The 26523-nt window shown below is 70.4% G+C and carries 24 protein-coding genes; 7 read left to right on the forward strand and 17 right to left on the reverse strand.

Annotation, left to right across the window (positions count from 1 at the left end):
* The first annotated feature begins 174 nt into the window (after window positions 1–174).
* Window positions 175–2286 (forward strand): MMPL family transporter, encoded by a 2112-nt coding sequence (locus tag OG210_RS23900; RefSeq protein ID WP_328325838.1) that lies wholly within the window; start codon window positions 175–177, stop codon window positions 2284–2286.
* Window positions 2287–2425: 139 nt separating this feature from the next.
* Here the strand turns inward: OG210_RS23900 and OG210_RS23905 are convergent, their stop codons facing one another.
* Both OG210_RS23905 and glnII read right to left on the reverse strand, forming a co-directional pair.
* Window positions 2426–2989, reverse strand: coding sequence for a winged helix-turn-helix domain-containing protein (locus OG210_RS23905; RefSeq protein WP_328325836.1), 564 nt, complete (start codon window positions 2987–2989; stop codon window positions 2426–2428).
* A 400-nt stretch (window positions 2990–3389) separates the two neighbouring features.
* Window positions 3390–4409, reverse strand: a complete 1020-nt coding sequence (glnII, locus tag OG210_RS23910) for a glutamine synthetase (RefSeq protein WP_328325834.1) — start codon at window positions 4407–4409, stop codon at window positions 3390–3392.
* 181 nt (window positions 4410–4590) lie between these two features.
* Between glnII and OG210_RS23915 the strand changes: the two genes are divergently transcribed.
* Window positions 4591–5517 carry a Gfo/Idh/MocA family oxidoreductase gene (locus tag OG210_RS23915; protein WP_328325830.1) on the forward strand — a complete coding sequence of 309 codons (927 nt, stop codon included), beginning with the start codon at window positions 4591–4593 and terminating at the stop codon, window positions 5515–5517.
* Window positions 5518–5561: 44 nt separating this feature from the next.
* Here the strand turns inward: OG210_RS23915 and OG210_RS23920 are convergent, their stop codons facing one another.
* On the reverse strand, window positions 5562–5921 hold the full coding sequence (locus OG210_RS23920; RefSeq protein WP_328325828.1) for an arsenate reductase family protein: 360 nt from the start codon (window positions 5919–5921) through the stop codon (window positions 5562–5564).
* A 129-nt stretch (window positions 5922–6050) separates the two neighbouring features.
* On the opposite strand from OG210_RS23920, the gene OG210_RS23925 reads away from it, so the two are divergent.
* On the forward strand, window positions 6051–6308 hold the full coding sequence (locus OG210_RS23925; RefSeq protein ID WP_328325826.1) for a hypothetical protein: 258 nt from the start codon (window positions 6051–6053) through the stop codon (window positions 6306–6308).
* A gap of 135 nt (window positions 6309–6443) precedes the next feature.
* Here the strand turns inward: OG210_RS23925 and OG210_RS23930 are convergent, their stop codons facing one another.
* Both OG210_RS23930 and OG210_RS23935 read right to left on the reverse strand, forming a co-directional pair.
* Window positions 6444–7274, reverse strand: a complete 831-nt coding sequence (locus OG210_RS23930) for a putative protein N(5)-glutamine methyltransferase (protein WP_328325824.1) — start codon at window positions 7272–7274, stop codon at window positions 6444–6446.
* Between the two features lie 184 nt (window positions 7275–7458).
* Window positions 7459–8133: a helix-turn-helix domain-containing protein gene (locus OG210_RS23935; protein WP_328325822.1), complete on the reverse strand. Its 675-nt coding sequence runs from the start codon at window positions 8131–8133 to the stop codon at window positions 7459–7461.
* 133 nt (window positions 8134–8266) lie between these two features.
* Between OG210_RS23935 and OG210_RS23940 the strand changes: the two genes are divergently transcribed.
* Window positions 8267–9055 (forward strand): SDR family oxidoreductase, encoded by a 789-nt coding sequence (locus OG210_RS23940; protein ID WP_328325820.1) that lies wholly within the window; start codon window positions 8267–8269, stop codon window positions 9053–9055.
* A gap of 82 nt (window positions 9056–9137) precedes the next feature.
* On the opposite strand, the gene OG210_RS23945 is transcribed toward OG210_RS23940, so the two are convergent.
* From OG210_RS23945 to OG210_RS23965, 5 genes are all read right to left on the reverse strand, one after another.
* The gene (locus tag OG210_RS23945; RefSeq protein WP_328325818.1) at window positions 9138–10526 is read right to left on the reverse strand and encodes an alpha-amylase family protein; all 1389 of its coding nucleotides are present in this window, start codon (window positions 10524–10526) and stop codon (window positions 9138–9140) included.
* A gap of 221 nt (window positions 10527–10747) precedes the next feature.
* Entirely contained in the window at window positions 10748–11554 is an 807-nt protein-coding gene (locus OG210_RS23950) for a (2Fe-2S)-binding protein (RefSeq protein ID WP_328325816.1), read from the reverse strand.
* A 128-nt stretch (window positions 11555–11682) separates the two neighbouring features.
* Window positions 11683–12549, reverse strand: coding sequence for a DNA-formamidopyrimidine glycosylase family protein (locus OG210_RS23955; RefSeq protein WP_328325815.1), 867 nt, complete (start codon window positions 12547–12549; stop codon window positions 11683–11685).
* A gap of 176 nt (window positions 12550–12725) precedes the next feature.
* Window positions 12726–13097 (reverse strand): nuclear transport factor 2 family protein, encoded by a 372-nt coding sequence (locus OG210_RS23960; RefSeq protein ID WP_328325814.1) that lies wholly within the window; start codon window positions 13095–13097, stop codon window positions 12726–12728.
* 217 nt (window positions 13098–13314) lie between these two features.
* Window positions 13315–13668 carry a hypothetical protein gene (locus tag OG210_RS23965; RefSeq protein ID WP_328325812.1) on the reverse strand — a complete coding sequence of 118 codons (354 nt, stop codon included), beginning with the start codon at window positions 13666–13668 and terminating at the stop codon, window positions 13315–13317.
* Window positions 13669–14049: 381 nt separating this feature from the next.
* Here OG210_RS23965 and OG210_RS23970 point away from each other — a divergent pair, with 381 nt between their 5' ends.
* On the forward strand, window positions 14050–16026 hold the full coding sequence (locus OG210_RS23970) for an N-acetylmuramoyl-L-alanine amidase (protein ID WP_328325810.1): 1977 nt from the start codon (window positions 14050–14052) through the stop codon (window positions 16024–16026).
* A gap of 231 nt (window positions 16027–16257) precedes the next feature.
* On the opposite strand, the gene OG210_RS23975 is transcribed toward OG210_RS23970, so the two are convergent.
* Together OG210_RS23975 and OG210_RS23980 are read right to left on the reverse strand one after the other, a co-directional pair.
* Window positions 16258–16929 carry a response regulator gene (locus OG210_RS23975; RefSeq protein WP_328325808.1) on the reverse strand — a complete coding sequence of 224 codons (672 nt, stop codon included), beginning with the start codon at window positions 16927–16929 and terminating at the stop codon, window positions 16258–16260.
* Window positions 16930–17013: 84 nt separating this feature from the next.
* Entirely contained in the window at window positions 17014–19029 is a 2016-nt protein-coding gene (locus OG210_RS23980) for an ATP-binding protein (RefSeq protein WP_328325806.1), read from the reverse strand.
* A 212-nt stretch (window positions 19030–19241) separates the two neighbouring features.
* Between OG210_RS23980 and OG210_RS23985 the strand changes: the two genes are divergently transcribed.
* On the forward strand, window positions 19242–20642 hold the full coding sequence (locus OG210_RS23985) for a gluconate:H+ symporter (RefSeq protein WP_328325804.1): 1401 nt from the start codon (window positions 19242–19244) through the stop codon (window positions 20640–20642).
* Between the two features lie 203 nt (window positions 20643–20845).
* Here OG210_RS23985 and glnA read toward each other — a convergent pair whose 3' ends face one another.
* Window positions 20846–22255, reverse strand: coding sequence for a type I glutamate--ammonia ligase (glnA, locus tag OG210_RS23990; RefSeq protein ID WP_328325802.1), 1410 nt, complete (start codon window positions 22253–22255; stop codon window positions 20846–20848).
* A 209-nt stretch (window positions 22256–22464) separates the two neighbouring features.
* On the opposite strand from glnA, the gene OG210_RS23995 reads away from it, so the two are divergent.
* Window positions 22465–22932 carry an RDD family protein gene (locus OG210_RS23995; RefSeq protein WP_328325800.1) on the forward strand — a complete coding sequence of 156 codons (468 nt, stop codon included), beginning with the start codon at window positions 22465–22467 and terminating at the stop codon, window positions 22930–22932.
* A 130-nt stretch (window positions 22933–23062) separates the two neighbouring features.
* On the opposite strand, the gene OG210_RS24000 is transcribed toward OG210_RS23995, so the two are convergent.
* The 4 genes from OG210_RS24000 to lipB all read right to left on the reverse strand — a co-directional run bounded on the left by OG210_RS24000 (window position 23063) and on the right by lipB (window position 26331).
* Window positions 23063–23758, reverse strand: coding sequence for a DUF4191 domain-containing protein (locus OG210_RS24000; protein ID WP_328325798.1), 696 nt, complete (start codon window positions 23756–23758; stop codon window positions 23063–23065).
* 19 nt (window positions 23759–23777) lie between these two features.
* Complete coding sequence (locus OG210_RS24005) at window positions 23778–23984, reverse strand: hypothetical protein (protein ID WP_327298053.1); 207 nt, start codon at window positions 23982–23984, stop codon at window positions 23778–23780.
* 425 nt (window positions 23985–24409) lie between these two features.
* On the reverse strand, window positions 24410–25363 hold the full coding sequence (gene lipA / locus OG210_RS24010) for a lipoyl synthase (RefSeq protein ID WP_266857759.1): 954 nt from the start codon (window positions 25361–25363) through the stop codon (window positions 24410–24412).
* Window positions 25364–25533: 170 nt separating this feature from the next.
* Window positions 25534–26331, reverse strand: a complete 798-nt coding sequence (gene lipB, locus OG210_RS24015) for a lipoyl(octanoyl) transferase LipB (protein ID WP_328325795.1) — start codon at window positions 26329–26331, stop codon at window positions 25534–25536.
* Window positions 26332–26523 lie beyond the last annotated feature (192 nt).

Raw genomic sequence — 26523 nt, forward strand, 5'->3', positions numbered from 1 at the left:
CTGGCACCACCCCGGGCCCCTCGCCCTATGGCTCCGCACCGGGGGCCCCGACGGCTGGGACCGCCCGCGGCCCGTTCCTAGCGTGTGAAGCGAACCAACCGACGCTGACATCGCGAGTCAACAGACGCCGACGCAGCGAATCGGCCGACGCTTACATCTGGGGGCGAAAACGCCATGAGGCTCAACCTCGCGGCACGTATCGGTGTGTGGAGCGCGCACCACCGCAGAACAGCCATCTTCGGCTGGCTGGTGTTCGTGGTGCTCGCCATGGGCATCGGCGGGGCCTCCGGCATGGTGAACATGTCCGACTCCGAGAACGGCGCGGGCGAATCGGCGCAGGCCACCCGGATCCTGGAGGACGCCGGTCTCAGCCGGCCCGCCGGCGAGATGGTCATGGTGTCGGGCAGCGGCGCCGGCGACTGGAAGCCCGCGGCCCGAGCGGTCACCGCTGCCGTCGGGAAGACCGGAGCGGTGCGGAACATCGCGGCGCCCCTCCCCTCGAAGGACGACAGGGACGCGCTGATCACCTTCGACATGAAGGGCGATGCGGACACCGCGGCCGACCGGGTGGGGCCGGTGCTCGACGCGGTGTCCGGGGTGCGCGCCGGCCGGCCGGATGTGCGGATCTATCAGTTCGGCGACGCCAGCGCGGGCAAGTGGCTCTCCGACCTGCTCTCCAAGGACCTCCGCTCGGCCGAATTCACCGCCGTACCACTGGCGTTGGGTATCCTGCTGGTCGCCTTCGGGGCCGTGGTGGCCGCGCTGCTGCCCGTCGGGCTCGCGCTGACGGCGTGCATGGCGGCGTTCGGGCTCCTGTCGCTCGCCAGCCACCAGCTGCACCTCTTCCAGACCACGTACTCGGTGATGTTCCTGATGGGCTTCGCCGTCGGCGTCGACTACTGCCTCTTCTACCTGCGGCGCGAGCGCGACGAGCGGGCCGCGGGGCGCGACGCCGAGACCGCCCTGCGCATCGCGGCCGCCACCAGCGGACGGGCCGTGCTCGTCTCGGGGGTCACCGTGATGGTGGCGATGGCCGGGATGTTCCTGTCCGGCCTGATGCTGTTCAAGGGCTTCGCGCTCGCCACCATCATCGTGGTCCTCATCGCGATGCTCGGCTCGGTGACGGTGCTGCCCGCGCTGCTCTCCTGGCTGGGCGACCGGATCGACGCGGGCCGGGTCCCGCTGCTGAACCGGCGCAGCAGGCGCGGCGTACGGCAGAGCGGCGCGACGGCCGGACGGCTGCTGAAGCCGGTACTCGCCCGCCCCGCGTTCTTCGCGGTGGGAGCGGTGGCGGTGCTGCTCGCCCTGGCGGCGCCCGCGCTGGGGATGAAGACCGAGGAACTCGGCCTGGAGAAGCAGTTCGGCTCCTCGTCCGAGCTGTCGGTCGGCTACCGCCATATCGCGGACACCTTCCCCGGCGGCCCCGCCCCGGCCACGGTGGTGGTCAAGGCCGACGACATCGGAGCGCCGGGTGTACGCAAGGCACTCGCCGGCTTCGGCCAGGTGACCGTGCACAGCCGGCAGAACGTCGCGGAGATCGAGGTGCCCCTGCCCACGGGCCGGGCCGGCCTGACGGAACTGCGGGACGAGCGGCTGCCCGCCGCCTTCGACGGCACCGGCGCCCACGCCTACGTCACCGGGGAACTGGCCAATTCCGTCGACTTCAACCACCAGCTGAAGCACGGCATCGTGCCGGTCTTCGCCTTCATCACGGCGGTGACCTTCCTGCTGATGCTCTGCTGCTTCCGCTCGTACGTCATCGCCCTGACGTCCGTCCTCCTCAACCTGCTCTCGGTGGCCGCCGCCTACGGGGTGATGGTCGCCGTCTTCCAGCACGGCTGGGGAGCGTCGCTGATCGGTTCGGAGAAGGCCGGTGCGGTCGAGTCCTGGATGCCGCTCTTCGTCCTGGTCGTCCTCTTCGGTCTCTCGATGGACTACCACGTGTTCGTCGTGTCCCGGATCCGGGAGGCGCACGAACGGGGGCTGAGCACCAGGGACGCGGTCGACGAGGGCATCCGGCGGACCGCGGGCGCGGTGACCGGCGCAGCCGTGATCATGGTCGCGGTGTTCTCGGTCTTCGGCTCGCTCTCGATGCAGGACATGCAGCAGATGGGCGTCGGCCTCGCGGTGGCGGTCCTGCTGGACGCGACCGTGGTGCGGATGGTGCTGCTGCCCGCCGTGATGACGCTGCTGGGCGAGCGCAACTGGCGTACACCGAAGGGACTTTCCCGGCAGCCCGGCCTCGACCACCGCGACGCGGAGCCGAAGGTCCCGGCAGGCATCTGACCGTACGCAGTCGGCAGTCGGCAGTCGGCAGTCGGCAGCCGGCAGCCGGCAGCAGAACAGGGCCCTCCCCGGCCGTGAGGCATAGGGAACAAGCCGGGGAGGGCGCCGCGTTGGGTGCTGCGCGGACGAACGGGTGTGATCAGGGCGCGTACTTGTACCCGACGCGGCGCACCGTACGGATCGTGTGACGGTGCTCGGCTCCCAGCTTGCGGCGCAGCCGGGCCACATGGACATCGACGGTCCGGCCGTCGCCCACATGCCCGTACCCCCACACGGTGGTCACCAACTGGTCGCGGCTGTGCACGCGGTGGGGGTGCGCGACGAGATGCGCGAGCAGTTCGAACTCCAGATACGTCAGATCCAGCGTGCGCCCGTCCACCGAGGCGGTGCGCCGTGCACTGTCGATCCGCACCACCTCGTCGGACGCGGTGGGGGCCGGTACCGGGCCGGGCTGGTGATCGGCGGGCACCAGCACCAGATAGCCGATCATCGGCGGCTGCCCCGGAAGGGCGGGCAGAGTGTGCTGGGGCGCGGGCAGCCAGGTGGCGCCCGGCGGCAGGAAGCCGGCGACCGGTACCACCTCGTCAGGGTCGACGGACCGCAGCCGGTTCCGGTGGGACGGGAGAGGCGTGGCGGTCGCAGCGGTCGCAGCGGTCGCAGCGGTCGTGGCGGTCGCGGCGGAGAAGGAACGGGTGTCAGCCATGAGTGGTCAGCTCTTTCGCGCGGAGAGGTCGTCGATGGACGTACGTCGTGCGCGCCGGCCGAAGGCTTCGAAGCGGAAGAGGCGTTAGAGGGCCGGCGCCTGTGTCGCACGGCAACACACCCGGTCGAAGTCGTGATGCTGACGGGACGGCCAGAACGGTTCGAGGTCGGAGCGACCGGTCGAGGTGTTCTGATGGCGGGCCATGTGCCCATTGAACCAGATGCGCCGGAGCGGCAGCAGGGGCTCCCGGCAATGGAACGGCACGGGGGCGCCCCACCGGTGCGGCGGGGCGCCTCCGTGGGGAACGCGGCGAAGAGGCGAACCCGGGTGCTCATGTGCTCGGGAGGTCCGAGGGGTCCAGGGGGTCCAGGAGGGTCAGGGGGTTCGGTGCCCAGGGTGCTCAGACCTGTCCTGCCTTCTCCAGCGCGGTGCAGCAGGTGTCGGTGACCAGCCGGGTCACCACATACGGGTCGACGTTCGCGTTGGGCCTGCGGTCCTCGATGTACCCCTTCCGGTCCCGCTCGACCTGCCACGGGATCCGGACCGACGCACCGCGGTCGGAGACACCGTAGGTGTACTCGTTCCACCGGGCCGTCTCGTGCAGACCGGTCAGCCGTCCGTCGATCCCGGCGCCGTAGTTCTTGACGTGGTCCAGCGGCTTCGAGCCCTCGCCCAGCGCCTCGCACGCGGTGATGATCGCGTCGTATCCCTCGCGCATCGCCTTCGTGGAGAAGTTGGTGTGCGCGCCCGCGCCGTTCCAGTCGCCCTTCACCGGCTTCGGGTCGAGCGTCGCCGACACGTCGAAGTCCTCGGCGGTCCGGTAGAGCAGCCAGCGTGCGATCCACAGCTGGTCGGAGACTTCGAGCGGCGCCAGCGGACCGACCTGGAACTCCCACTGGCCGGGCATCACCTCGGCGTTGATACCGGAGATGCCCAGGCCCGCCGCGAGGCAGTGGTCGAGGTGCTTCTCGACGATGTCGCGGCCGAAGATCTCGTCGGCGCCGACCCCGCAGTAGTAACCGCCCTGCGCGGCCGGGTACCCGCCCTCGGGGAAGCCGAGCGGCCGGTGGCCGTCGAAGAACGTGTACTCCTGCTCGATACCGAAGATCGCCTCCTGCGCCTCGAACCGCCCCGCGACCTCTGCCAGTGCGGCCCGGGTGTTGGAGGAGTGCGGGGTCAGGTCGGTGTTGAGGACCTCGCACAGGACGAGTACGTGGTCACCGCCGCGTATCGGGTCCTGGCAGCTGAACACCGGGCTGAGCACCAGGTCGGACGCATGGCCCTGTGCCTGGCCGGTGCTCGAACCGTCGAAGCCCCAGAGCGGCGGCGCCTCCCCGGTGGCCAGGATCTTCGTCTTCGAGCGGAGTTTGGCGGTCGGCTCGGTCCCGTCGATCCAGATGTACTCGGCCTTGAACGTCACGGAAGCCATCCTTCGCTGGTGCGGCCCTGCGGTTGCGGTCGTGCTGCTGCTCTCTTGCGTTACGGCCTGCGGGTGCGGCAGGTCCATGGCCGCAGCATCGCAATCCGCGGTTTCCCGGCCGTTGCCCGAGCGTGAACGGGGTGTTTCCCGGCTCGGATCCCGATAGCCGACACTGACCGGTATGACGAAGCCATCCCGTACCAAGCCCTCCCGTACGAGGCCGCGCATCGGTCTGCTCGGCACCGGCCCCTGGGCGCGGTCCACCCACGCCCCCGCGCTCGCCGCCCACCCGGACATCGAGTTCAGCGGAGTCTGGGGCAGGCGGCACGAGGCGGCGGCCGAGCTCGCCGCCGGACACGGGACGACCGCGTACGACGATGTGGGCGCCCTCCTCGCGGCGAGCGACGCGGTCGCGGTGGCTCTCCCACCGGACATCCAGGCGCCGCTCGCGACCCGGGCCGCGGCAGCCGGGTGCCATCTGCTGCTCGACAAACCGGTCGCCACGACGGTCGGCGGCGCCCGCGAGGTCGTTGCCGAGGCCGCACGCTCAGGCGTCGCGTCCGTGGTCTTCTGCACGCTGCGCTTCACACCGGGGGTGGCCGAGTGGATCGCCGGACAGGCCGCTGTGGACGGCTGGTTCACCGGCCGCGCGGAGTGGCTCGGGGCGCTCTTCTCGCCCGGAGCGGACAGCCCGTACGCGGCCTCTCCGTGGCGCGGGGAGAAGGGCGGGCTGTGGGATGTGGGCCCGCACGCGCTCTCCGTCCTGCTGCCGGTCCTCGGGGACGCCACGGAGGTCACAGCGGCCGGCGGCGCCGGGGACACCGTCCACCTCGCGCTGCGCCACACCTCGGGCGCTTCCAGCTCGGCGACGCTCAGCCTGAGCGCCCCGCCCCAAGCGGCGGGCGCCACCGTCGAGTTCCGCGGCACCCACGGGGTGGCGGTGCTGCCGGAGGGCCGGGGCGGCGGGGCGCGGGTGCCGTTCGCCGCGGCGGTCGACGCGCTGCTCGCGGCCGTACGGACCGGTGAACCGCATCCGTGCGACGTACGGTTCGGCCTGCGGCTGACCGAGATCCTCGCGGAGGCGGAGAAGCAGCTGACCGGGAAGTGACCGGCGGCGCGGACGCAGGGCTGCGTGAACCACCGGCCGGGAACTCACCGCCCGAGAACGTCCCGTACCGCTTCCTCTGTACGCCCCACCACCGCCGTGCCGTCGTCCGCCGTGATGATGGGCCGCTGGATCAGCTTCGGATGCCCGGCCAGCGCGGCGATCCACCGGTCCCGTGCCTCCTCGGCGCGCGGCCACTCCTTCAGCCCGAGCGCCTTCGCGTCCGGCTCCTGGGTCCGGGTGATGTCCCACGGCTCCAGTCCGAGCCGGCCGAGCACCGCCCGGATCTCGTCCTCGGTCGGTACGTCGTCCAGGTATCTGCGGACGGTGTACGAAGCGCCTTCCGCGTCCAGCAGGTCCACCGCACTGCGGCATTTCGAGCATGCGGGATTGATCCAGATCTCCATGGGGTCAAAGGTACGCGAGAGGCCGTCGGGACCCTTCTGGCCAGGGGCTTCTGTCAGTGCCCGGCAGTAAAATGGAGGCAGTTCGTGAGGGTCCGTGAGGGCCCTTTCACCAGCGCCTGGAGGTCGCCGATGGCCGTAGCCATGTTCCCGACGGAGTCCCTGGTCAAGAAGAAGCTGCCCGCAGGAAAGCCACGTGAGTGGTACGTCTCGCACAACCGCAGGCTGAAGGCGATGCGCCTGGCCATCGCGCTGCTCGACACCGGTGTCTACCGTCCGGATCAGGCACCGAACCGGAAGATACGCTCCACGGCTGCCCTCGCGGGCATCCACCCGCCGTCCGACGCCACCTGCCGGATGGTCCGCGTCCTGATCCGCTTCGGGCGCTGAGCACACGCACACCAGCTGTCCGACCGGGTTCCACCAACTGATCCACCCACTCCAGTCGTCCGGCCGGTGGGGGCGGGCATCACCTCGCACCCACCGGCCGAACGGCCCCGGAGCCGGGCCCGGCCCGTCCCGTCGTCACTCCGTGGAGCGCGTCCCGATGACGACCGTGGCGTACCGCTCCGCGCAACTGGCCACCCGCGCGGACAGCCCGTCCTGGGTGACCGTCCGTACGGCCGCGGGCGCCTGCCGTTCGCTGGTCTCGAACAGCAGATGGCCGCCGGGCGCCAGCCAGGGCAGCGCGGCCGCGGTCACCCGTCGCAGTACGTCGAGGCCGTCCGCACCACCGTCGAGGGCGACGCGCGCCTCGTGCACCCGGGCCTCGGCGGGCAGCAGCTCGATCTCCTCCGTGGGGACGTACGGCACGTTGGCCAGCAGAATGTCGACGCGCCCGCGCAGCGATCGCGGCAGCGGGCCGTAGAGGTCGCCCTCGTACACCCGGCCCCCGGTTCCGGCGACATTGCGGCGGGCGCAGCGGACCGCGGCGGGGTCGACATCGGCCGCGTGCAGTTCGGCTCCGTCCAGCGCGGCGGCGAGCGCGGCCCCCAGGGCGCCCGATCCGCAGCACAGGTCGACCACGACGGCACCGGGCGGAGCGAGGGCGACGGCCTGCTCGACAAGGAACTCGGTACGTCGGCGGGGTACGAAGACCCCCGCGTCCACAGCGACGCGCAGACCGCAGAACTCGGCCCAGCCCAGCACGTGTTCGAGGGGGAGACCCACGACGCGCCGGTCGACCATGGCGGCCAGTTCGGCGGAGTCGCGGGCGGCGGAGACAAGCAGCTCCGCCTCGTCCTCGGCGAAGACACAGCCCGCGGCCCGGAGCCTGGTGACGACGGCGGAGAGCGGCAGAGGCGACTGAGGTGACAGCGGCGCAGGATGAGACAGATGTGAAGGTGGGACCGGCATGTGAGCCTTTCGGGATACCTGTGGGGCTCCCTCGGTCACCTGAGTCAGATGAACCGCACGGCCGTGAGGGGGAGCGCCCGGCCTGCTACAGCGGTAATGGGGCTCACCTCCTCGGTACGGTCCACGGGTCGTGGGGAGGGCAACAGTACATGAGCGGGGCGGCGCGGTCCGCGGTCACGACCGGTCACGGGGCGAAGGTGGCGCCCGGGGCACCCATACCGCGCAGGAGCGTGTCGACCACGAGGGTGGCCAACTCGTCCACGTCATCGGGCTCCCGGGGCCCACTGACGGGTGGGCCGGTCCTCCGGTCGGTTGGGCCGGCCGAGTCGGTTGGGCCGGTTCGGCCGGTCCGGCTCCGAGCCGCTTCGTGGATCAGCGCGTAGTAGACGCGGCGCGTCCAGTCCAGATCGGCGTCGGCGCGCAGCACACCGGCGTCCCGTGCACGCCGGAACAACTGGTCGCACTGGTCGAGCACATCGGCGTGGACCCGCGCCACTTCGGGATCCTCCGGCGCCGGCCTGCTCATGGCGAATCCCCAACTGATCTTCACCCGCAAGACGTTCGCCGTCACCTGGTAGAGCGCGACCAGCGGAGGTGTGCTTTCGGGACGGGCGCTCTCCACCGCCTGATGGAACTGCTGGGTGGCCCATGCGGTCAGCGCGTCGACCAGGGCTTCCCGGGTCGCGAAGCGGCGGTGCACGGTCGTCCGCGCGACCCCCGCCGCCTCGGCGATCTGCTCCATCGTCGCCGCCGGCTGAGCGCTCAGCACCCGTTCGGCGGCCGCGAGGATCGCCTGGACGGTGCGCTCCGCATCCGCGCGGAGGGGCCGTCGCTGACTCCGCTGTTGCAGATGATCCATGGGCGCTCCCTCTCGGTGGTATCGCCCCGATACTACGACAGTGTGGCGACTCAGTCACTACTTGCAACATCCGTGTTGCAAGTACTACATTCATCGCGTCATCCAAGACTCGTATCTGGCACGGGAGTGTGCGATGGATCTGCAGTTGACCGGTAGAACGGCAGTAGTGACCGGTGCGAGCCGGGGCATCGGTCTGGCCACGGTGGCCGCGCTCGTCGGTGAGGGGATGAGGGTGGTGGCGGCGGCCCGGACCGTCACTCCGGAGCTTGAAGCCACGGGGGCGACGGGTGTATCCGTGGATCTCACCGACCCCGACGGTGCCGCCGAACTGCTGCTCCGCGCGACGGACGAACTCGGCACGCTTGACCTGCTGGTCAACAATGTCGGCGGTGGTGACGCCGGTCCGGGGCAGACAGGCGGCTTCCTCAGCTTCTCGGACCAGCAGTGGCAGGACGCTTTCGACCTGAACTTCACTGCGGCCGTCCGCACCACCAGGGCCGCGCTGCCCCATCTCGTGGGAACCCGGGGCTCCGTGGTCAATATCTCCTCCAACGGAGCCAGGACACCGCACGCGGGCCCCGTCACGTACACGACCGCCAAGGCGGCGCTCACCGCGTTCGGCAAGGCGCTGGCCGAGGAGTTCGGCCCGCGTGGTGTCCGCGTCAACACGGTTTCGCCGGGTCCGGTCCGCACCGGTATGTGGGAGGCCCCGGACGGTTACGGGGCTGAGCTGGCCGCCTCGATGAACGTGAGCCAGGAGCAGCTCCTGGCCCAGCTCCCCTCGCTCATGGGCATGGTGACCGGCCGACTGGTGCGGCCCGCCGAGGTGGCGGCCCTCGTTGCGTACTTGGCGTCGCCCCTCGCGGGCAGCGTGACCGGGGCGGACCACATCATCGACGGCGGCGCGGTCAAGACCGTATGAGCTGCATGGGGCTGACCTGAATGAACGGGCGGCGTGGCCGGTGGGTGTACCGGCCACACCGGTCGCGCCGCCCTGCCGCGGCCTACGACGTGGCGGCGGTGTCCAGGGCGAGTACGCCCTTGGCCGGGACCGTCGCGGTGACCTTGCCGTCGTCGCCGACCGTCACGGTGTTGCCCGCGCAGTTGTCCGGGGACGCCTTGGCGACGTTGCAGTACGTGCCGCCGGGCAGTGACGTGGTGAACGTCTGCTGGAGGTCGCCGTCCCCGTTGTTGAGGGCGACGTACCCCTTGGCGCCGCGTCCGAAGGCGATGGCGCTGCCCTGCGACCACCAGTCGGTCAACGCCGCGTCGCCGACGGCGTTGTGGAACCCGACCATCCCGGTGATCTCGGGGTCCGCGTGCATGTTGGTCCAGCCGTCGCTGCCGCTGGGCGGTCCCGCGTCCTTGTCGGACCACTCGTAACCGGAGAAGACGTTCGGCGAGCCGTAGGGGTGCGCCAGCATGAAGGCGTTGGCGAGCTTGTAGGTGTCGCCGTCCTTGTAGCTGAGCGTCGAGCCGTTGCGCTCGGTGTCCCAGTCGTCGACGAACGTGGTGGCCTTGTCACCGGCCAGTTTGCCGTCGGCGACGTTCTGCAGGCCGCCGAGGTCGCCGCCCTGGAAGGCGCTCTTGAGGTGGGTGCCGTAGCGGAACTCGTCGACGTCGCCGAGGCCCGTGTACTCGTCGGGCTGTACGGCCTCGCCGCTGCCGTAGATGACCTCCGAGACCCAGAACCCGGGGTCGGCCATCTTGCCCCTGATGGCCTGCAGGTCGGCGGCGGCCATGTGCTTCGCCGCGTCGATGCGGAATCCGTCGACGCCCATCTTCCGCAGGCCGGTGAGGTACCCGGCGATGGTGGACCGGACGTAGTCGCTGCCGGTGTCGAGATCGGCCAGGCCGACCAGTTCGCAGGTCTGGACGTTCTCGCGATTGGTGTAGTCGGTGATGTCCTTGCGGCAGGTGTGGAAGTCCGGGTCGCTGTAGGTCCCCGGGTAGTTGTACTTGCTGTACTGCGTGCCGCCGGTCCCGGTGCCCGACCCGGCCGACATGTGGTTGATGACCGCGTCGGCGATCACCTTGACGCCGGCCGCGTGGCACGCGTTCACCATGCCCTGGAACGCGTCGGCGTCCCCGAGGCGCCCGGCGATCCGGTAACTCACGGGCTGGTACGAGGTCCACCACTGGGGACCCGCGATGTGCTCGGAGGCGGGTGACACCTCGACGTACCCGTAACCGGCCGGGCCGAGCGAGTCCGTGCAGATCTTGCCGACGTCCGCGTACGGGCGCTCGAAGAGGGTTGCGGTGACGGTCCGGTCGCCGGGAGGCGCGGCGTGCGCCTGCTGCGTCTGCCAGGGGGAGAGGGCGAGCAGGCCGCTGGTGGCCATGACCCCGGCCAAGACCCCGGTCATGGACGTGCCGATCAGACGGTTGCGCATCGTTTGCGACTCCTTCGCTGTGGGGGGCAGTGCGGTGTCCCGGGGCGGCCGCGTGCGGTTGACCGCTCATGGGGGGAGACGCAGAGGAGCCTGCCGCTAAGGCATGAGCACTTCAAGGGTTGGCGCAAAAGTTTCCTGCAACTTACAGAAACCTCTTGCCGGTCTCTCGCCGGTCTCCTATCGGCCTCCTGCTGGTTTTCGGGGAGGGGGCGGCTGTCGGCCTACCGGGCGGCGGCGGGCCGGCCGTTACGCGGATGCCGCAGGACGCAGTCGCCGCAGAGGCCACCGCCCGGCGCCCGGTAGTAGAGGCAGCAGTTGTTGCGCAGGAACGCGAAGCCGAGCCCCTCCTCGACGATGAACTCGCCACTGCCCGCGAGGGGTTCGCCCGCCAGCACGGCGGCCGCCAGCGCGGTGGCCCGCGCCTCGGCGTCGGGGCGCCGGCCGTTCAGCACGCGCACCGCCCCGACCAGTGCGGACGCCGCGTTGCCCCGCAGAGTGTGTGGCGAGAGGCCGTATCGGGCCCGCAGTGTCGCGTGGAACGGGCGCAGATGGCCGAGGGCCACCGCCGCGAGTACGGCGTCGGCCGGGCGGTCCTGCTGCGGTCCCTGCGGCGGCCGTGGCGCGAGTACCGGTACGGGCAGCCACAGTTCGAGCGGACCGTCGTCGGTGAGGCGTACCCGCAGCCGCTCCGGGTTCAGGTCCGGCAGGCGCCCGGCGAGCACGGCTGCGCCGAGCGCGACCGACCAGAGGCGGGAGGCGAGACCCAGCTGGAGGGTGGAAGCGGCCACCCGGAGCTGGTCGGTGCCCATCCGCCGGGCGTACAGCCGCACATACGCACTGAGGGGGCCGGCCGCGCGATGGCTGTCGCCGTCGGGGATTCCGGAGGCGGTGTCGGTGCCGGTGCCGTCCATCGCGTACAGATCCGACAGCGGCCTGAACCCTTCCGCGTCCGGGATCTCGCCGTACCGGACGCTGAAGTACGGCCCTACGGAGTCCAGTCGGGCGAGCACGGCGGAGGCTTCAGTCACGGGGTCACCAGAGGGTTCGACGGCGGCGGTTCGAGGGGCCGAAGGCCCGGACCGGTCAGCCTAAAGGCCGGGCCGCAGCCCCACGGACGCCGCCCGGGCCACGGTGTCACGGAGCAGGAGGGAGGGGGCTATTTCAGCAGCCGGGACATCCGCCGGTCCGCCAGGATTTTGCCGCCGGTCTGGCAGGTGGGGCAGTACTGCATCGAGGAGTCGCTGAACGACACCTCGCGGATCGTGTCCCCGCAGACGGGGCAGGGCTCTCCCGCGCGCCCGTGCACGCGCAGCCCGCTCTTCTTCTCCGCCTTGAGATTGCGCAGGGCCAGCCCGCGGGACCGTTCGACCGCCTCTCCGAGCGTCGTCCCGATCGCCGCGTACAGCACGGCCACCTCCTCGTCGGAGAGCTTGGCGGCCAGCCGGAACGGTGACATCCGGGCCGCGTGCAGAATCTCGTCCGAGTACGCGTTGCCGATCCCGGCGATCACACTCTGGTCGCGCAGCACGCCCTTGATCTGGCGGCGCTCACCCTCCAGCAGGCCGGTGAAGGCGGCCAGGGTGAAGGAGTCGGCGAGGGGATCCGGCCCCAGGCGCGCGATGCCGGGCACCTCCAGCGGATCCCGGACGACATAGACCGCAAGCCGCTTCTGGGTGCCGGCCTCGGTGACGTCGAAGCCCGCGCCTTCCGGCTCCTTCAGCCTGACCCGGAGCGCCAGCGGGCCCTTGCCCGGGCGGGGTGGCGCGTCCGGCAGGCGGTCGCTCCAGCGGACCCAGCCCGCCCTGGCGAGGTGCATGACCAGATGGACTCCGCCGATCCCGAGGTCGAGGAACTTGCCGTGCCTGGTCACCTCGTCGAACGACTGCCCTTCGAGCGCGGTGAGGGGCGGGTCGTAGGTCTTGAGCGCATTGACGGCCACCGGGTGGACACGGGCGACGGTACGGCCGACGACGTGCTCGCCCAGGAACCGGGTGAGGGACTCGACCTCCGGCAATTCAGGCATAACGCCATTCTGCCTCGCATCGGCGCGATCGGACCGCCGGACCGGCCGCCATCGGACCGGTCCAGCCGGAAGCGTCATGCCGCACCGGGCCTGGCCCGCCCCTCGACATCCGGCGGCGGGCCGGGCCGTGGCGGGCCAGGCCGCGTGGAGGACCGGGGGCGGTCCGAACCAGGCCCTCAGACGGCGGGGACGCGGTCCAGGAAGCCGTGCACCGTACGGATGCGGCCGTCCTCCGCGAGCGCGATCACATCGAACCCGGCGACGGGCGCCGAGCCGTCGGCGAGGGACACCAGCTCCCAGTTGAAGCGGGCGAGGCCGTGGTGGCCGTCGACGGCCCCGGTCTGCCGGAACTCGAAGCCGGGGAACTGCTCCCCGGCTGCCGCGATCACGGCCGCGATCCCCTCGTGCCCGGCGACGTCGGCCAGCGGGTCGGTGTAGCTGCCGTCCTCGCTCCAGGCGGCGGCCACGGCCTTGGCGATCCGGTCGGGGTGTCCGGCGGCGTTCCAGGCCTCGAAGTAACGGGCGACAGCGGTCTCGTGCACAGACATGGTGGGCCTCCGGCAGGTCGTACGGGCGATGGGTCCCGAAACCCGGGGGAGCAGGCCCCCCGGGCTTCGGATGACTTCAGCCTGCCGTGCGCGCGCTGAGGGGTCGATTACGTCCGGGGTAATGGTTGCCGATCAACCGGGACACCAACGGCGACGACCGTCCTGAGTCAGGCGCGACTTTGCGACGCGGCCTGATCCGGACGGAGGCCTCGGCCCCTCACGGCAGCCACCGCTGAGCCGCCTCGACGCTGTCGCCCCCGCTGGTGTTGAACGCGATGGCGGCCTGCGGCGCGTGCTGCCGGACGAGATTCACCGCCTGCTCGAACAGCGTCAGGAGCGGTTCCGGCTTGCGGATGCCGCCCCCGACGACCACGACGTCCCACGAGCGCCCGGCCGGCGCCGCGGCCATCGCGGGACCGGCCGACTCGTCGAGCGCGATCAGTGCCATGGACGCATCGATGCCGAGCTGACCGAAGCGGGCCAGCTCGCCGTCGAGGACCGCGCGAATGCCGCCCCCGTCGATGCCGGGCACCACGTGTGGATCAATACCGAGAACGAGTACGGAAGACATCCGGGCGGCCTAGGGGGCCCAGCTGCGCCGCCCGGGCCGTGGACCTGATGGAGGGTCACGACGCCCTGCCTGACTACCGTGTAGGTCATCCTGGCAACCTGTCGACGCACCGCAGCCCCCGTTCACCCCCATATCAGGAGCCACGGTGAAGGTTTTCCGACGGAACGGCTCCGGTTCTTCACTCCGTCACATGAAACTGACAAAGTGACAGATCACATGGCGCCGGGACACCGAGGCCGTCTCCGCTGAGGAGACCCGACCCACCTCGGTGTGCGCGAGCGGATCCCCAGCGCCACCCCCACCATCCCCGGCCTCCGTGGGGCGAAGCGACAGCCGTCCAGCCGAAGGCACTCCGGGGTAGTTGCACGGAAGGAAACACCTTTGCACAAGAGAAAAGGGAAGCGATGGCTGCCGGCGGCCGTCCTCGGCGGCACCCTGGCCGCAGGAGCCCTTGCTTTCCTGCCTGCCATCGCCCAAGCGGGAAACGAGGACGACGGGAAACAGCCGACCACCGCGCAGGCCGACTTCAACGCAGCCGCTGCGGAGTTCAAGGTTCCGGTCTCTGTCCTCCAGGGCGTGGCTCACGAGGAGTCCGGCTGGCAGCAGCACAGCGGCTACAGCAACACCGGTGGCTGGGGTCTGATGAACCTCACCGATGTGACACCGGAGATGGTGGCGGACGGTGAGGCCGGCGCACCGGGCCGCTCCGGCCTCGCCTCGTTCACTGCCCACCCCGAACTGCACACCCTGCGGGCCGCCGCGAAGCTGACCGGTGTTCCGGCCGCACAGCTCCAGCACGACCGGAGGGACAACATCCGGGGCGGGGCCGCCCTTCTCGCCTCGTACCAGAAGCAGCTCACCGGCAGTACGTCCGACGACCCGTCGCAGTGGACCGCGGCGATCGCCAAGTACAGCCGGATGTCGGACCGTAAGGCGGCCACGTCGTACGTCGACGACGTGTTCGCCACCATCGCGTCGGGCGCCAAGCAGGACTCCAAGGCCCCCGCCGGATCGAAGACGGCCAAGGCGTCCAAGGCGGCCATGGCGCCCACCACCGGCGTCACCATGCATGCCGTGCCCTCGGCGAAGCCGGTCACCGGCCAGCTGAGCAAGCTCCGTCTGAAGGACACCTCGTCCCCGCAGGCCGAGTGCCCGCGGTCGATGAACTGCCAGTTCGTCCCCGCGGATCCGTCCAACGGCCAGGTGTCCGACCGTCCCGCCAACGGCATAAAGATCAACCAGATCATCATCCACACCACGGAGGGGGCGTACGACGACGCGATCAAGACCTTCCAGACCCCGGGCGGCGCCTCGGCGCAGTACGTGATGCGGTCCTCGGACGGCGCGGTCACCCAGATGGTGGCCGACAAGGACGTCGCGTTCGGTGACGGCAACTACGACAGCAACCTCCACGCGGTCCAGATCGAGCACGAGGGCTTCTCGGCGCACGGCGCGGACTGGTACACGACGGCGGCCTACCAGCAGACCGCCAGGCTCGTGCGGTACCTGGCCGCCCGGTACGACATCCCGCTGGACCGGCAGCACATCCTCGGCCACGACAACGTGCCGGGACCGTCGGACACCACCCTGTCGGGTATGCACTGGGACCCGGCCGACGGCTGGGACTGGACGCGCTTCATGCGGCTGCTCGGCGCCCCGTTCGACTTCGGCCTCCACGGCGTCGGACCCGTCGGGTCCGCAGTGACGATCACCCCCGGGTTCCGTCAGAACGAGCAGACGTACACCGTCTGCCCGGAGGACGACCCGTCGGGTGCGGTCACCGCCTGTACGCCGGTGACCGCGCCGTCGAGCTCCCTCTTCGTACGCAGCGCACCAAGCGACGACGCCCCGCTGATCCTCGACCCGGTCGTCCACCCGGACCCCGAGGCGAAGGGCGGCACCGACAGGGTCAACGACTGGAGCGTCACGGTCCAGGCCGGGCAGCAGTTCGTCGTCGCCGGGGAGCAGGACGACTGGACGGCGATCTGGTACGACGGCCAGATGGGCTGGATCCACAACCCCGGCGGCAGCAACACCTCACCCGCCCCGGGCGCACGGATCCTCAGGGCGGCCGGTACCGCCGCCGCTCCCGTGTACGGAACTGCGTACCCGGACCCGTCCGAGTACCCGGCCGGGCTCTCCCCGTCGAAGCAGGTCCCGCTGACGGCGAAGAACTACTCGATCCCGGTCGGCCAGGCCTACGTGGCGGCCCGACCGCCGGTCGGCAGCGCGGACTTCTTCCCCACGGGCGGAAAGGTCGTCACCGGGGCCAAGCGCTACTACACGGTCCAGTTCAACCACCGGTACATCCTGGTCAACGCGGCTGACGTCACGGTGACTCGGACGGCGCGCCACTGACGGACGGAGGCGATGGCCACCCCGACGGGTGGCGCGGGCGTGGTTCCCGGGGGTCCAACACCCCTGGGAACCACGCCCGTTCGCCGCTCCGGAGCGCTCCCTTCCCGGCCACCCCGTCTGCTCCGCTGCGGGGCCGCTCCGTGCTGCCCCGTGCTGCCCCGGACTTCCGGGTCGACGAACGCGGCACAACTGAGCGTCGTAACGGCGCAGTTGGCGACTCTCCGGCCACGTTCACGGAATCCGGTACTCCTGCTCGGGGCGCCCGGTCGCCCCGTAACGCAGTTTCATCTTCAGCAGACCGCTGGTGACAAGGCCCGCGAGGTAGCGCTGTGCCGTGGCGCGCGAGACGCCGATGAGCGCACCGACCTCGCCGGCCGACAGCGGGGACGCCGAACTCCGTACGGCCGAGAGCACCGCGTCGCCGGTCACCGTGCGGGCGGCGGGACGTCGGGCCGTGCGGCTGACCGGCGGGCTCCGCAGTGCCGCGTACGCGCTCTCGACCGTGCCCTGGTCGATGATCTCCGCGTCGGTCAGCTGGCGGAAGCGGGCGTAGCCGCGCAGCTTCTCGGCCAGCAGTTCCGGCGTGAACGGCTTGACCAGATAGGCCAGCGCTCCCGCCGAAACCGCCCGCCGCACCATCGTTCCCTCGGCGGCGGCGCTCAGCACGAAGGCATCGCACTCCAGGCCGCGCAGCAGGTCGATCCCGGAACCGTCGGGCAGATAGAGGTCGATCAGCGCCAGGTCCACAGGCGCGTCGTCGGCGGCCCGGAGCGCGGCCCCGGCGGAGTTCGCCGTGGCGACGGCCCGGAATCCGGGTACGCCGTCCACGAGCGACGCATGGATCCCGGCGACCCGGAAGTCGTCGTCGACGACCAGCACGGAATACGGCTCACGCTCGGTCATCGGCCTGCCTCATCCACGTCGCTGCTCCACGGGTCCTCATCTGCGGTTCCTGCTCCGCGGGTCCTGGCCCGGTCGCTCCGGGTTCTACGGTTCCGGGGCCGTGGACCCGGACTCCACGGTTCCGGGCTCGGTCGCTGCGTGCTCCATGACTCCGTGCTCCATGACTCCGTGCTCCACGACTCCGGGCAGCCGGGCTACGAATACGGCACCGCCCGAGACCCGCCCCTGCTCGGCATTGCCCGGTCCGGACGCGGACGCCTCTGTTCCGTACGACCCCGACGGGCCCGGGAGTTCGGCCCCCGCCCCGGGCGGGCCATCGCGCCCGGCCTCCGGCCCAGCCGGCGGATCCCCGCGCCCGGCTGCCGGCTCCGGTGGCCCGCCCCGCTCGGCGAGATGGACGTCTCCGCCCCTGGCCCGCGCGATCTGCCGCGCCAGTGCCAGTCCGATGCCCCGGCCGCCGACGGCCGACGTGTGGTCCTTCGTCGACATGCCCTCGCGGAACACATCGTCGGCCGGTCCGGGCGGAATGCCGTCGCCGGTGTCGGCGACGGTGATGAGGAGCGTGGTGTCCTCGGTCATCAGCTCGACCTCGACCAGGGGAGGGGTGCGCGCCCCGTGCCGGGCGGCGTCGATCGCGTTGTCGACCAGGTTGCCGAACACGGTGGTGACATCGACCGGCGCCGTCACGGTCCCGTCGGCCCAGGTCGCCCCGCCGATCACCAGCGTCACCCCGCTCTCCCGCGCCTGGGCGGCCTTCGCGGACAGGAAGGCCCGTACGTAGGAGTCGCGGACCGCGTCGATACCGGGCAGGGCCTCACCCAGCGGGCCGGTCCCGAGCAGCGTGCCGATGTACTCGGTCGTCTCCGCGAGGTGACCGCCGTGGACCAGTGCGGAGACCACGTGCAGCCGGTTGGCGAACTCATGGCGCTGCGCGCGCAGCGCCGAACTCATCGCCTGGACCGCGTCGAGCTGGCGGGTCAGCGACTCGACGTCGGTGCGGTCCTGCACGGTCAGCAGAGTGCCGAGATCCTGCCCGTCGCGTTCGACCGGCCGCGCCGAGAGCACCAGGACGCGCTCGCCAACCGCCGCCATGACCGGGCTGCCGACGGGCGTACGGATCGTCTCCAGCACCCGCGGTGTCAGCCCCAGCGAGTCCACGGACGATCCGGGGCGGGCCGGGGTCGCCAGCAGCCGGCGCGCCTCGTCGTTGACCACGGTGACCGTCCCGCCGTTGTCGACGGCGAGTACCCCTTCGCCGATTCCGTGCAGGACGGCTTCCTGCTCCTGCACCAGACCGGCCAGCTCCTCCGGCTCCAGGCCGAGCGTCAGCCGCTTCCAGCGCCGGGCCAGCAGCGCCGAAGCGCCGATACCGAGCAGCAGGGCGACCACCAGCCAGCCGAGGCCGCCCAGCAGTACGCGGACCAGCTGCGCGCGCACGTCGGAGACGGCGACACCCGCGTTGGCCTCGCCGACGACCCGGCGCGAGCCCGGTGCGTACACCGGGACCTTCGCGACCACCTCGTCGCCGAGATGCGCGTGGTCCCGCGCCAGCACCTCGTGGCCGGAGAGCGCACCGCTGGGGTCGGTGCTCACCATCCGGCCCAGCTGGGACCGCTGCGGGTGCGCCAGCCTGATGCCCCGGTCGTCGGTGACCACCACGAACAGCGAACCCGTCCTGGTGCGGGCCGCTTCCGCCGCCGTCTGGACCGGTCCGGCGGCGAGCGTCGCGCGCGGCGTGCTCGCGGCCCCGCCGCCGGGACGGGTGTTGGCCGCCGAGTACCGCGCCGCGCCGCGCCGGACGGCTGGCTGGGCGGCGACCGTACGGGCCACCGCGAGCGCACGCAGCTGGTACTCGCTGACGAGCCGGTGCTCGTTGGAGTACGCGAAGGCGCCGAACGCAGTGGCCAGGGTCACCGCGACGACCGCGCACTGGAGCAGCAGGACCTGGGTGCGCAGCCGCACCCGCCCGCGTATCCGCACCCGCCCGCGTATCCGCCGGGGCGCGGAGGGCAGCCGGGTGGACGGTTTCGCGCCGGACGGCCTCCTGGCGGACAGCCTCCCGGCGGCCGGCTTCGCGGCGGACGGTCCGAAGAATCTCACCCCGCCGACGGTAACCGCAGCCGCCCGGTGCACAGAATGCACACAACGCACGGAACAGGGGTTACGCGGGTTGTGTGCAGAACCTGGAGAGCAGTGGCAGGCGCCGGATAGCTTCCGCCCGGGACACAACGAGCCGCACCAGGAGTTCTCTTGCTGAAGATACCGCGCCCCGGACCACGGGCCCGCTCGCGTCGCACCCGCGGGGGCCGGCTGTGACGGGGCACACCTGGACGCTGCTGATCATTCTGGCGGCAGCCATCGCCGTACTGATCCTGCTGATCAACTCGCGGTTGCGGTTCCACCCCTTCGTGGCGCTGATGACCGTGTCGATCGGTGTCGCGCTGGCCGCGGGCCAGCCTGTCGAGAAGATCGCGGAGTCCCTGGAGTCGGGCGCCGGCGGCATCCTCGGCAACGTCGGCGTGACCCTGGCCTTCGGCGCCATGCTGGGCAGGCTGCTGTCGGGGTCGGGCGCCACGGACAAGATCGCCCGCCTGATCGTCGACCGGTCCGGGGAACGCTCCCTGCCCTGGTACATGGCGGGCGCTGCCTTTGTCATCGGAATCCCGATGTTCTTCGAGATCGGGCTGATCGTGCTGCTCCCGCTGATCTTCAGCGTGGCCCGGCGCCTCCAGGACACCCACCGGATCAAGGGTTCGCCGTACGTCTTCCTCGCCACCCCCGCGATCGCCGCGCTGTCCACCCTGCACGGAATGGTGGCACCGCACCCCGGCCCGCTGGTCGCGGTGGAGGGTCTGCACGCCAACCTGGGCATGACGATCGTGGTGGGCCTGATCTGCGCGATCCCGACGATCATCATCGCCGGCCCGGTGTACGGGCGCTGGATCGCGCCGCGTCTCGACGTACACCCCGACCCCGAACTGGTCGCGAAGTTCACCGGGCCCGAGAACCCGGACGACGGCGCCGACGGCTCCACCCCTCCCGTCAACAAGGTCCGCACCGGCTGGGCGCTGACCGCCGTACTCGTCCCGGTCGTACTCATGCTGCTGCGTACGCTCGCGGAGCTGGTGTACGACGAGACGAGCCCGGTACGGCACGTCCTGACCTTCACCGGTGAGCCGGTGATCGCGATGCTCGCGGGCTTCCTCTTCGCGCTGTTCGCACTGGGCTACCGCAGCGACATGACCCCCGACGCGATCCGGTCGTCGCTGACGGACAGCCTCAAGGCGGTGGCCGGCATCCTGCTGATCATCGCGGGCGGCGGCGCGTTCAACCAGGTCCTGGAGGACTCGGGCATCGGCAAGGCCGTCGAGTCGGCCGCATCGGGACTGCACATCAACGTCCTGATCCTGGGCTGGCTGCTGGCCCTGCTCCTGTCGTTCTCGACGGGCTCGGCCACCGTGGGAATCGTCGCGGCGACCGGCATCCTGGCCCCTCTGGCGGCCTCCGGCAGCAGCCTGCACACGGCCCTGCTCGTGGTCGCGATCGGAGCAGGCTCGATCGGCCTCAACTACGTGAACCACGCGGGATTCTGGCTGGTCAAGGAGTCCTTCGGGATGTCACTCGGCCAGGCCACGAAATCACACACGGCGATCCAGACGATCGTGAGCGTATGCGGCCTGCTGATGGCACTGCTGCTCTCGGTCGCGGCCTGAACACGGCCTCGCCGCACACCGGATCACGTACCGGATCGCACACCGGAAACTGACCCGCGACACCGACCCGCGGCACAACCGGGGGCCGCCGCCCAGCAGTTGGGCGGCGGCCTTTCGCGGTACTGAACCCGTGCACTGACTGAGGGCCGCCATCCGGATGGATGGCGGCCCTCAGTCTGCTGACAGCGAGTCAGCCCAGCGGTTTAGAGGTCGAAGTACAGCTCGAACTCGTGCGGGTGCGGGCGCAGCTGGATCGGGGCGATCTCCTGCGTGCGCTTGTAGTCGACCCACGTCTCGATCAGGTCGGACGTGAAGACGCCGCCCGCCTGGAGGTACTCGTTGTCCGCCTCCAGGGCGTCGAGGACCGCCGGGAGCGAGGTCGGGACCTGGGCGACGCCCGCGTGCTCCTCCGGGGCCAGCTCGTAGAGGTCCTTGTCGATCGGCTCGGCCGGCTCGATCTTGTTCTTGACGCCGTCCAGGCCGGCCATCAGCAGTGCCGAGAACGCCAGGTACGGGTTGGACGACGGGTCGGGCGCGCGGAACTCGACGCGCTTGGCCTTCGGGTTCGAGCCGGTGATCGGAATCCGCATCGCGGCCGAGCGGTTGCGCTGCGAGTAGACCAGGTTGACCGGGGCCTCGAAGCCGGGGACCAGGCGGTGGTACGAGTTCACCGTCGGGTTGGTGAAGGCCAGCAGCGACGGGGCGTGCTTCAGGATGCCGCCGATGTAGTAGCGGGCCATGTCCGACAGGCCTGCGTAGCCCTGCTCGTCGTAGAAGAGCGGGGAGCCGCCGGTCCACAGGGACTGGTGGACGTGCATGCCCGAGCCGTTGTCGCCGAAGATCGGCTTCGGCATGAACGTCGCGGTCTTGTTGTTGCGCCAGGCGACGTTCTTCACGATGTACTTGAAGAGCATCAGGTCGTCGGCCGCGGCGAGCAGCGTGTTGAACTTGTAGTTGATCTCGGCCTGGCCCGCGGTGCCGACCTCGTGGTGCTGGCGCTCGACCTGGAGGCCGTTCTTGTCCAGCTCCAGGGAGATCTCGGCACGCAGGTCGGCGAAGTGGTCGACCGGCGGGGTCGGGAAGTAGCCGCCCTTGTAACGGACCTTGTAGCCGCGGTTGTTCTCCTCCGCACCGGTGTTCCAGGCGCCCGCCTCGGAGTCGATGTGGTAGAAGCTCTCGTTCGCGGAGGTCTGGAAGCGGACGCTGTCGAACACGTAGAACTCGGCCTCGGGGCCGAAGTACGCCGTGTCGGCGATCCCGGTGGAGGTGAGGTACGCCTCGGCCTTCTTCGCCACGTTCCGCGGGTCACGGCTGTACTGCTCACCGGTGATCGGGTCGTGAATGAAGAAGTTGATGTTGACGGTCTTGTCGCGGCGGAAGGGGTCGACCCGGGCGGTCGACAGGTCCGCGCGGAGCGCCATGTCGGACTCGTGGATGGCCTGGAAGCCGCGGATCGACGAGCCGTCGAACGCAAGCTCCTCGGTCGGGTCGAAGACCGCCGCCGGGATGGTGAAGTGCTGCATCACACCGGGCAGGTCACAGAACCGGACATCGATGAACTTGACGTCTTCGTCGGCGATGAACTTCTTCACGTCGTCGGCGTTCTGGAACATCCAACTCCTCCTACTCCCGACCCGGGAGGGGCGGGGTTGCGGCTCGTTGTGGGGCCAGTGCGGTGGCACACGCTGGACCTGACCATAGGGACAGCGGATTTCTCAAGCATGACCCATTTGTTTCGCTGAAGTTAACCGGGCCGGGTGCGACATCGCCGCGACGACCCCCGACCGTACGGATCGGGAGGGGGCCGCAGTACCGTGGACGGGTGGACAACAGGCAAGTAGTCGGATCGTGGCTCTCCGGGCCTGGCGAGGCCGCGAAAGAGATGGGCGCCGACTTCGGCTACCGGGGCAAGCGGCTCGGTCTGCCGGAGGAAGGGCCGGGCGCGATCGCGCCGCTGGGCCGCCGGTTCGCGGCCGTTTTCATCGACTGGGCACTCTGCATGCTTATCGCATACGGGCTCATCGCGCGCGGCGGACAGCAGTCGGCGGGGAACTGGGCCCTGCTCGTGTTCTTCGTGCTGAGCCTGCTCACCGTCTCGACGGTCGGATTCACCCCGGGCAAGCGTCTGCTCCGGCTGCGGGTCGTCGCGGAGGGCGGCGGGCGCCTCGGTACGGGCCGTGTCTTCGTACGCAGTCTGCTGCTCTGCGTAGCCATCCCCGCGCTCATCTGGGACCGCGACGGACGCGGCCTCCACGACCGGCTGGCCCGCGCCGTGCAGGTGCGGATCTGACCTCCGGCGTACGGATCTGATCTGGGAGTACGAGGCTGATCCCGGGCGTGCGACGTCGCCCAGCGCGCACGACAAGGCGGCCCGGACCTGGTGGTCCGGGCCGCCTTCGGTGTGTGGTGCGTGGCGTGGGTCAGCGCTGCTTTCCGCCGCGCGGGGCGCGTGCGCTCTTCGGCATGGGGCCCTTCGGGAGCGGCATGTTCGACATCAGGTCGCCCATCGCGCGCAACCGGTCGTTGGCTGCGGTGACCTGGGCACCGGTCAGGATGCGCGGCAGCTTCAGCAGCGTGGTGCGCACCTTCTTCAGCGGGACCTGGCCCTCGCCGTCGCCCACGATGATGTCGTGCACCGGCACGTCCACCACGACGCGCGCCATCTTCTTCTTCTCGGCGGCCAGCAGGGACTTCACCCGGTTCGGGTTGCCCTCGGCCACCAGGACCACACCGGCCTTGCCGACCGCGCGGTGCACGACGTCCTGGCTGCGGTTCATCGCGATGGCCGGGGTCGTGGTCCAGCCGCGGCCCACGTTTTCGAGCACCGCCGCCGCAGCGCCGGGCTTGCCTTCCATCTGTCCGAAGGCCGCTCGCTCGGCGCGGCGTCCGAAGACGATCGCCATCGCGAGGAAGGCCAGCAGGAAACCCAGGATGCCCAGGTAGATGGGGTGACCGAGCAAGAAGCCGACGCCGAGGAGGACGCCGAAAACGACGATTCCCAGGCCACCGAGGACAAGACCGACCTTGGGATCGGCCTTGCGGGTCATCTTGTAGGTCAGGGCGATCTGCTTGAGTCGCCCGGGATTCTCAGAGTCTGCGTTTGCCTTCCTCGCCATGGCCAGAAGTTTACGCGGACTAAGAAGTGCGGGCCGCCACGGCCTCCAGAACGTGCTCTGCGTCCACCCGGTCCTTGGCCCGGCGGCGGTCCTCAAGAACCGATGTCCAGGCATTGCGGCGGGCGGTGCGCTGGCCGTTGCTCAGCAGCAGTGACTCGACCGCGCGGAGTGCTCCGGTGACGGTCGGGATGGCGGTGACGCGTACGGACTGGGTCGCGGCCTGCATGATGGGGTCCCCTCGGGACGGCAGCGGATACACGGCGGATACAGCGGTACGGCGAATGGTGCGGTGCGTGACGTGGTGCGTAAGTGACACGGTGCGGTGCGTGACGCAAAGCGGTTCTGCGGCGTGCGCGGGACCGGCGGGCGGAATGGTGCTTCCGGGGTGTGCGCCGGACCCGTTGCTCCGGACCGGGCACCGCGCCGCTCCCCGCATCGTTCCCCGGGCCGGTGTCCGGTCCGATGGGGCGGTGCGTAGTTCCAGAGTCACTGATTGTTGTTACCAAGGCATGTCCAGGCGGTCAAACGCCCGTGAAGGCCAGGTGGTCCCCGTTGAACGGACGACGCGGCCCGTACCGGCCCCCGACCTGCGAGGACCGTACGAGCCGCGTCTCACGGCGACTACCGCACAGTAGTGGGTTGTGCCCGGATTCACACGGCGGCGGCGCCGCGCCGGTCCATCGCCTGGCGGAAGAGGCGGCCCGCGCGGTACGAGGACCTGACCAGCGGACCCGACATCACACCGGAGTAGCCGATCTCCTCGGCCTCCTTCTGGAGCTCCACGAACTCGGCCGGCTTCACCCACCGCTCGACCGGGTGGTGGCGCGGGGAGGGGCGCAGATACTGCGTGATGGTGATGAGCTCGCAGCCCGCGTCGTACAGGTCCTGGAGCGCCTGGCTGATCTCCTCGCGCTCCTCGCCCATGCCCAGGATGAGGTTCGACTTGGTGACCAGACCGGCCTCACGGGCCTTGGTGATGACTTCGAGCGAGCGCTCGTAGCGGAAGCCGGGGCGGATCCGCTTGAAGATGCGCGGCACCGTCTCCACGTTGTGCGCGAGGACCTCCGGGCGGGACGAGAAGACCTCGGCCAGCTGCTCGGGGACCGCGTTGAAGTCGGGGATGAGCAGCTCGACCTTGGTGCGGCCCTCGGCCCGCTCGGCCGTCATCGCGTGGATCTGCCGCACGGTCTCCGCGTACAGCCAGGCGCCGCCGTCCTCCAGGTCGTCGCGGGCGACGCCGGTGATGGTCGCGTAGTTCAGGTCCATCGTGACGACGGACTCGCCCACCCGGCGCGGCTCGTCCAGGTCCAGGGCGGCCGGCTTGCCGGTGTCGATCTGGCAGAAGTCGCAGCGCCGCGTGCACTGGTCGCCGCCGATGAGGAAGGTGGCCTCGCGGTCCTCCCAGCATTCGTAGATGTTGGGACAGCCCGCCTCCTGGCAGACCGTGTGCAGCCCTTCGGACTTCACCAGGGCCTGCATCTTCGTGTACTCGGGGCCCATCTTGGCGCGAGTCTTGATCCACTCGGGCTTGCGCTCGATGGGGGTCTGGCTGTTCCGGACCTCCAGACGCAACATCTTGCGCCCGTCGGGTGCGACAGCGGACACGTCCGGCTCCCTACAGCTTCGATTCTTCGGCGAACACCAGGGTACGCCCGTCATATGTATGGCTTGTTCTCTGGCCAACCCGTGGCCGCTGAGGCACATTCCCCCGAACGGCCCGGACCGCTCCTGTTCCGGACGGGGACGGACCGCCCGGACGAAGCCCGCCGGCCGCGTTACGCGGTGGCACTCCCGACCGTACGCGGCGCCAGGGCCGCGTTCTCCAGCACGTCCCGCAGATGCTTCTCCACGACGGGCAGCACCTCGGCGACCGTGACCTCGCGGCCCAGTTCGTACGAGAGCGAAGTCACCCCCGCGTCCCGGATCCCGCACGGCACGATCCGGTCGAACCAGGTGGTGTCCGGATTGCAGTTCAGCGCGAAGCCGTGCATGGTCACGCCCTTCGCGACCCGGATGCCCATGGCGGCGATCTTCCGGTCCTCACGGCGCTGTCCGGCGTTGGACGGCGCGTACTCGGGGCCGTTCATCCGCGGGTCGAACTCCTCGTCGTGCAGCCGCGGGTCCAGATCGAGCGAAAGACCGCCGATCGACGGGCGCTGCTCCACCGGATCGCCCAGCACCCAGACACCCGCGCGGCCCTCGACCCGGCTGGTCGCGACGCCGAATTCCGCACAGACCCGGATCAGTGCGTCCTCCAGACGGCGCAGATGCGCGATCACGTCCACCGGGCGCGGCAGCTTCTGGATCGGGTAGCCGATCAGCTGGCCGTAACCGTGCCAGGTGATCTTGCCGCCGCGGTCCACATCCACCACCGGCGTCCCGTCGAGAGGGCGCTCGCTCTCATCCGTGCGCCGCCCCGCCGTGTAGACGGGGGGATGCTCCAGGAGCAGCACGGTGTCCGGCGTCTCGTCGGCGAACCGTGCCGCGTGCACCTCACGCTGCTTCTGCCAGGCCTCCCGGTACTCGACGGCTTCCTCGCCGAACCCCAGACGGACAAACCGCAGCTCGCTCACGGCAGCTCCTCATCGCATACGGACAGCACGCCCCGGAGAGCGCCACCCAGCAACTGTACGACCGCCTCGAACGGCACCTCTGGGCGGGCAGAAACGACACCTCCTCACACGATCGGATGAATCCGGGGCGAAGGTGGCGGAACGAGCGGTTGAGCCCGCTAAATTCGCGCCGTTCCATGAGGGCTGCTCCCG

It is taken from the genome of Streptomyces sp. NBC_00466 (assembly GCF_041433995.1).
Taxonomy (GTDB): Bacteria; Actinomycetota; Actinomycetes; order Streptomycetales; family Streptomycetaceae; genus Streptomyces.

Excerpts from the sequence above, each read along its gene's own strand:
- OG210_RS23900 (WP_328325838.1), top strand. The coding sequence starts at position 175 with ATGAGGCTCAACCTCGCGGCACGTATCGGTGTGTGGAGCGCGCACCAC.
- OG210_RS23905 (WP_328325836.1), bottom strand. The coding sequence starts at position 2,989 with ATGGCTGACACCCGTTCCTTCTCCGCCGCGACCGCCACGACCGCTGCG.
- OG210_RS23915 (WP_328325830.1), top strand. The coding sequence starts at position 4,591 with ATGACGAAGCCATCCCGTACCAAGCCCTCCCGTACGAGGCCGCGCATC.
- OG210_RS23920 (WP_328325828.1), bottom strand. The coding sequence starts at position 5,921 with ATGGAGATCTGGATCAATCCCGCATGCTCGAAATGCCGCAGTGCGGTG.
- OG210_RS23925 (WP_328325826.1), top strand. The coding sequence starts at position 6,051 with ATGGCCGTAGCCATGTTCCCGACGGAGTCCCTGGTCAAGAAGAAGCTG.
- OG210_RS23930 (WP_328325824.1), bottom strand. The coding sequence starts at position 7,274 with ATGCCGGTCCCACCTTCACATCTGTCTCATCCTGCGCCGCTGTCACCT.
- OG210_RS23935 (WP_328325822.1), bottom strand. The coding sequence starts at position 8,133 with ATGGATCATCTGCAACAGCGGAGTCAGCGACGGCCCCTCCGCGCGGAT.
- OG210_RS23940 (WP_328325820.1), top strand. The coding sequence starts at position 8,267 with ATGGATCTGCAGTTGACCGGTAGAACGGCAGTAGTGACCGGTGCGAGC.
- OG210_RS23945 (WP_328325818.1), bottom strand. The coding sequence starts at position 10,526 with ATGCGCAACCGTCTGATCGGCACGTCCATGACCGGGGTCTTGGCCGGG.
- OG210_RS23955 (WP_328325815.1), bottom strand. The coding sequence starts at position 12,549 with ATGCCTGAATTGCCGGAGGTCGAGTCCCTCACCCGGTTCCTGGGCGAG.
- OG210_RS23960 (WP_328325814.1), bottom strand. The coding sequence starts at position 13,097 with ATGTCTGTGCACGAGACCGCTGTCGCCCGTTACTTCGAGGCCTGGAAC.
- OG210_RS23965 (WP_328325812.1), bottom strand. The coding sequence starts at position 13,668 with ATGTCTTCCGTACTCGTTCTCGGTATTGATCCACACGTGGTGCCCGGC.
- OG210_RS23975 (WP_328325808.1), bottom strand. The coding sequence starts at position 16,929 with ATGACCGAGCGTGAGCCGTATTCCGTGCTGGTCGTCGACGACGACTTC.
- glnA (WP_328325802.1), bottom strand. The coding sequence starts at position 22,255 with ATGTTCCAGAACGCCGACGACGTGAAGAAGTTCATCGCCGACGAAGAC.
- OG210_RS24000 (WP_328325798.1), bottom strand. The coding sequence starts at position 23,758 with ATGGCGAGGAAGGCAAACGCAGACTCTGAGAATCCCGGGCGACTCAAG.
- OG210_RS24005 (WP_327298053.1), bottom strand. The coding sequence starts at position 23,984 with ATGCAGGCCGCGACCCAGTCCGTACGCGTCACCGCCATCCCGACCGTC.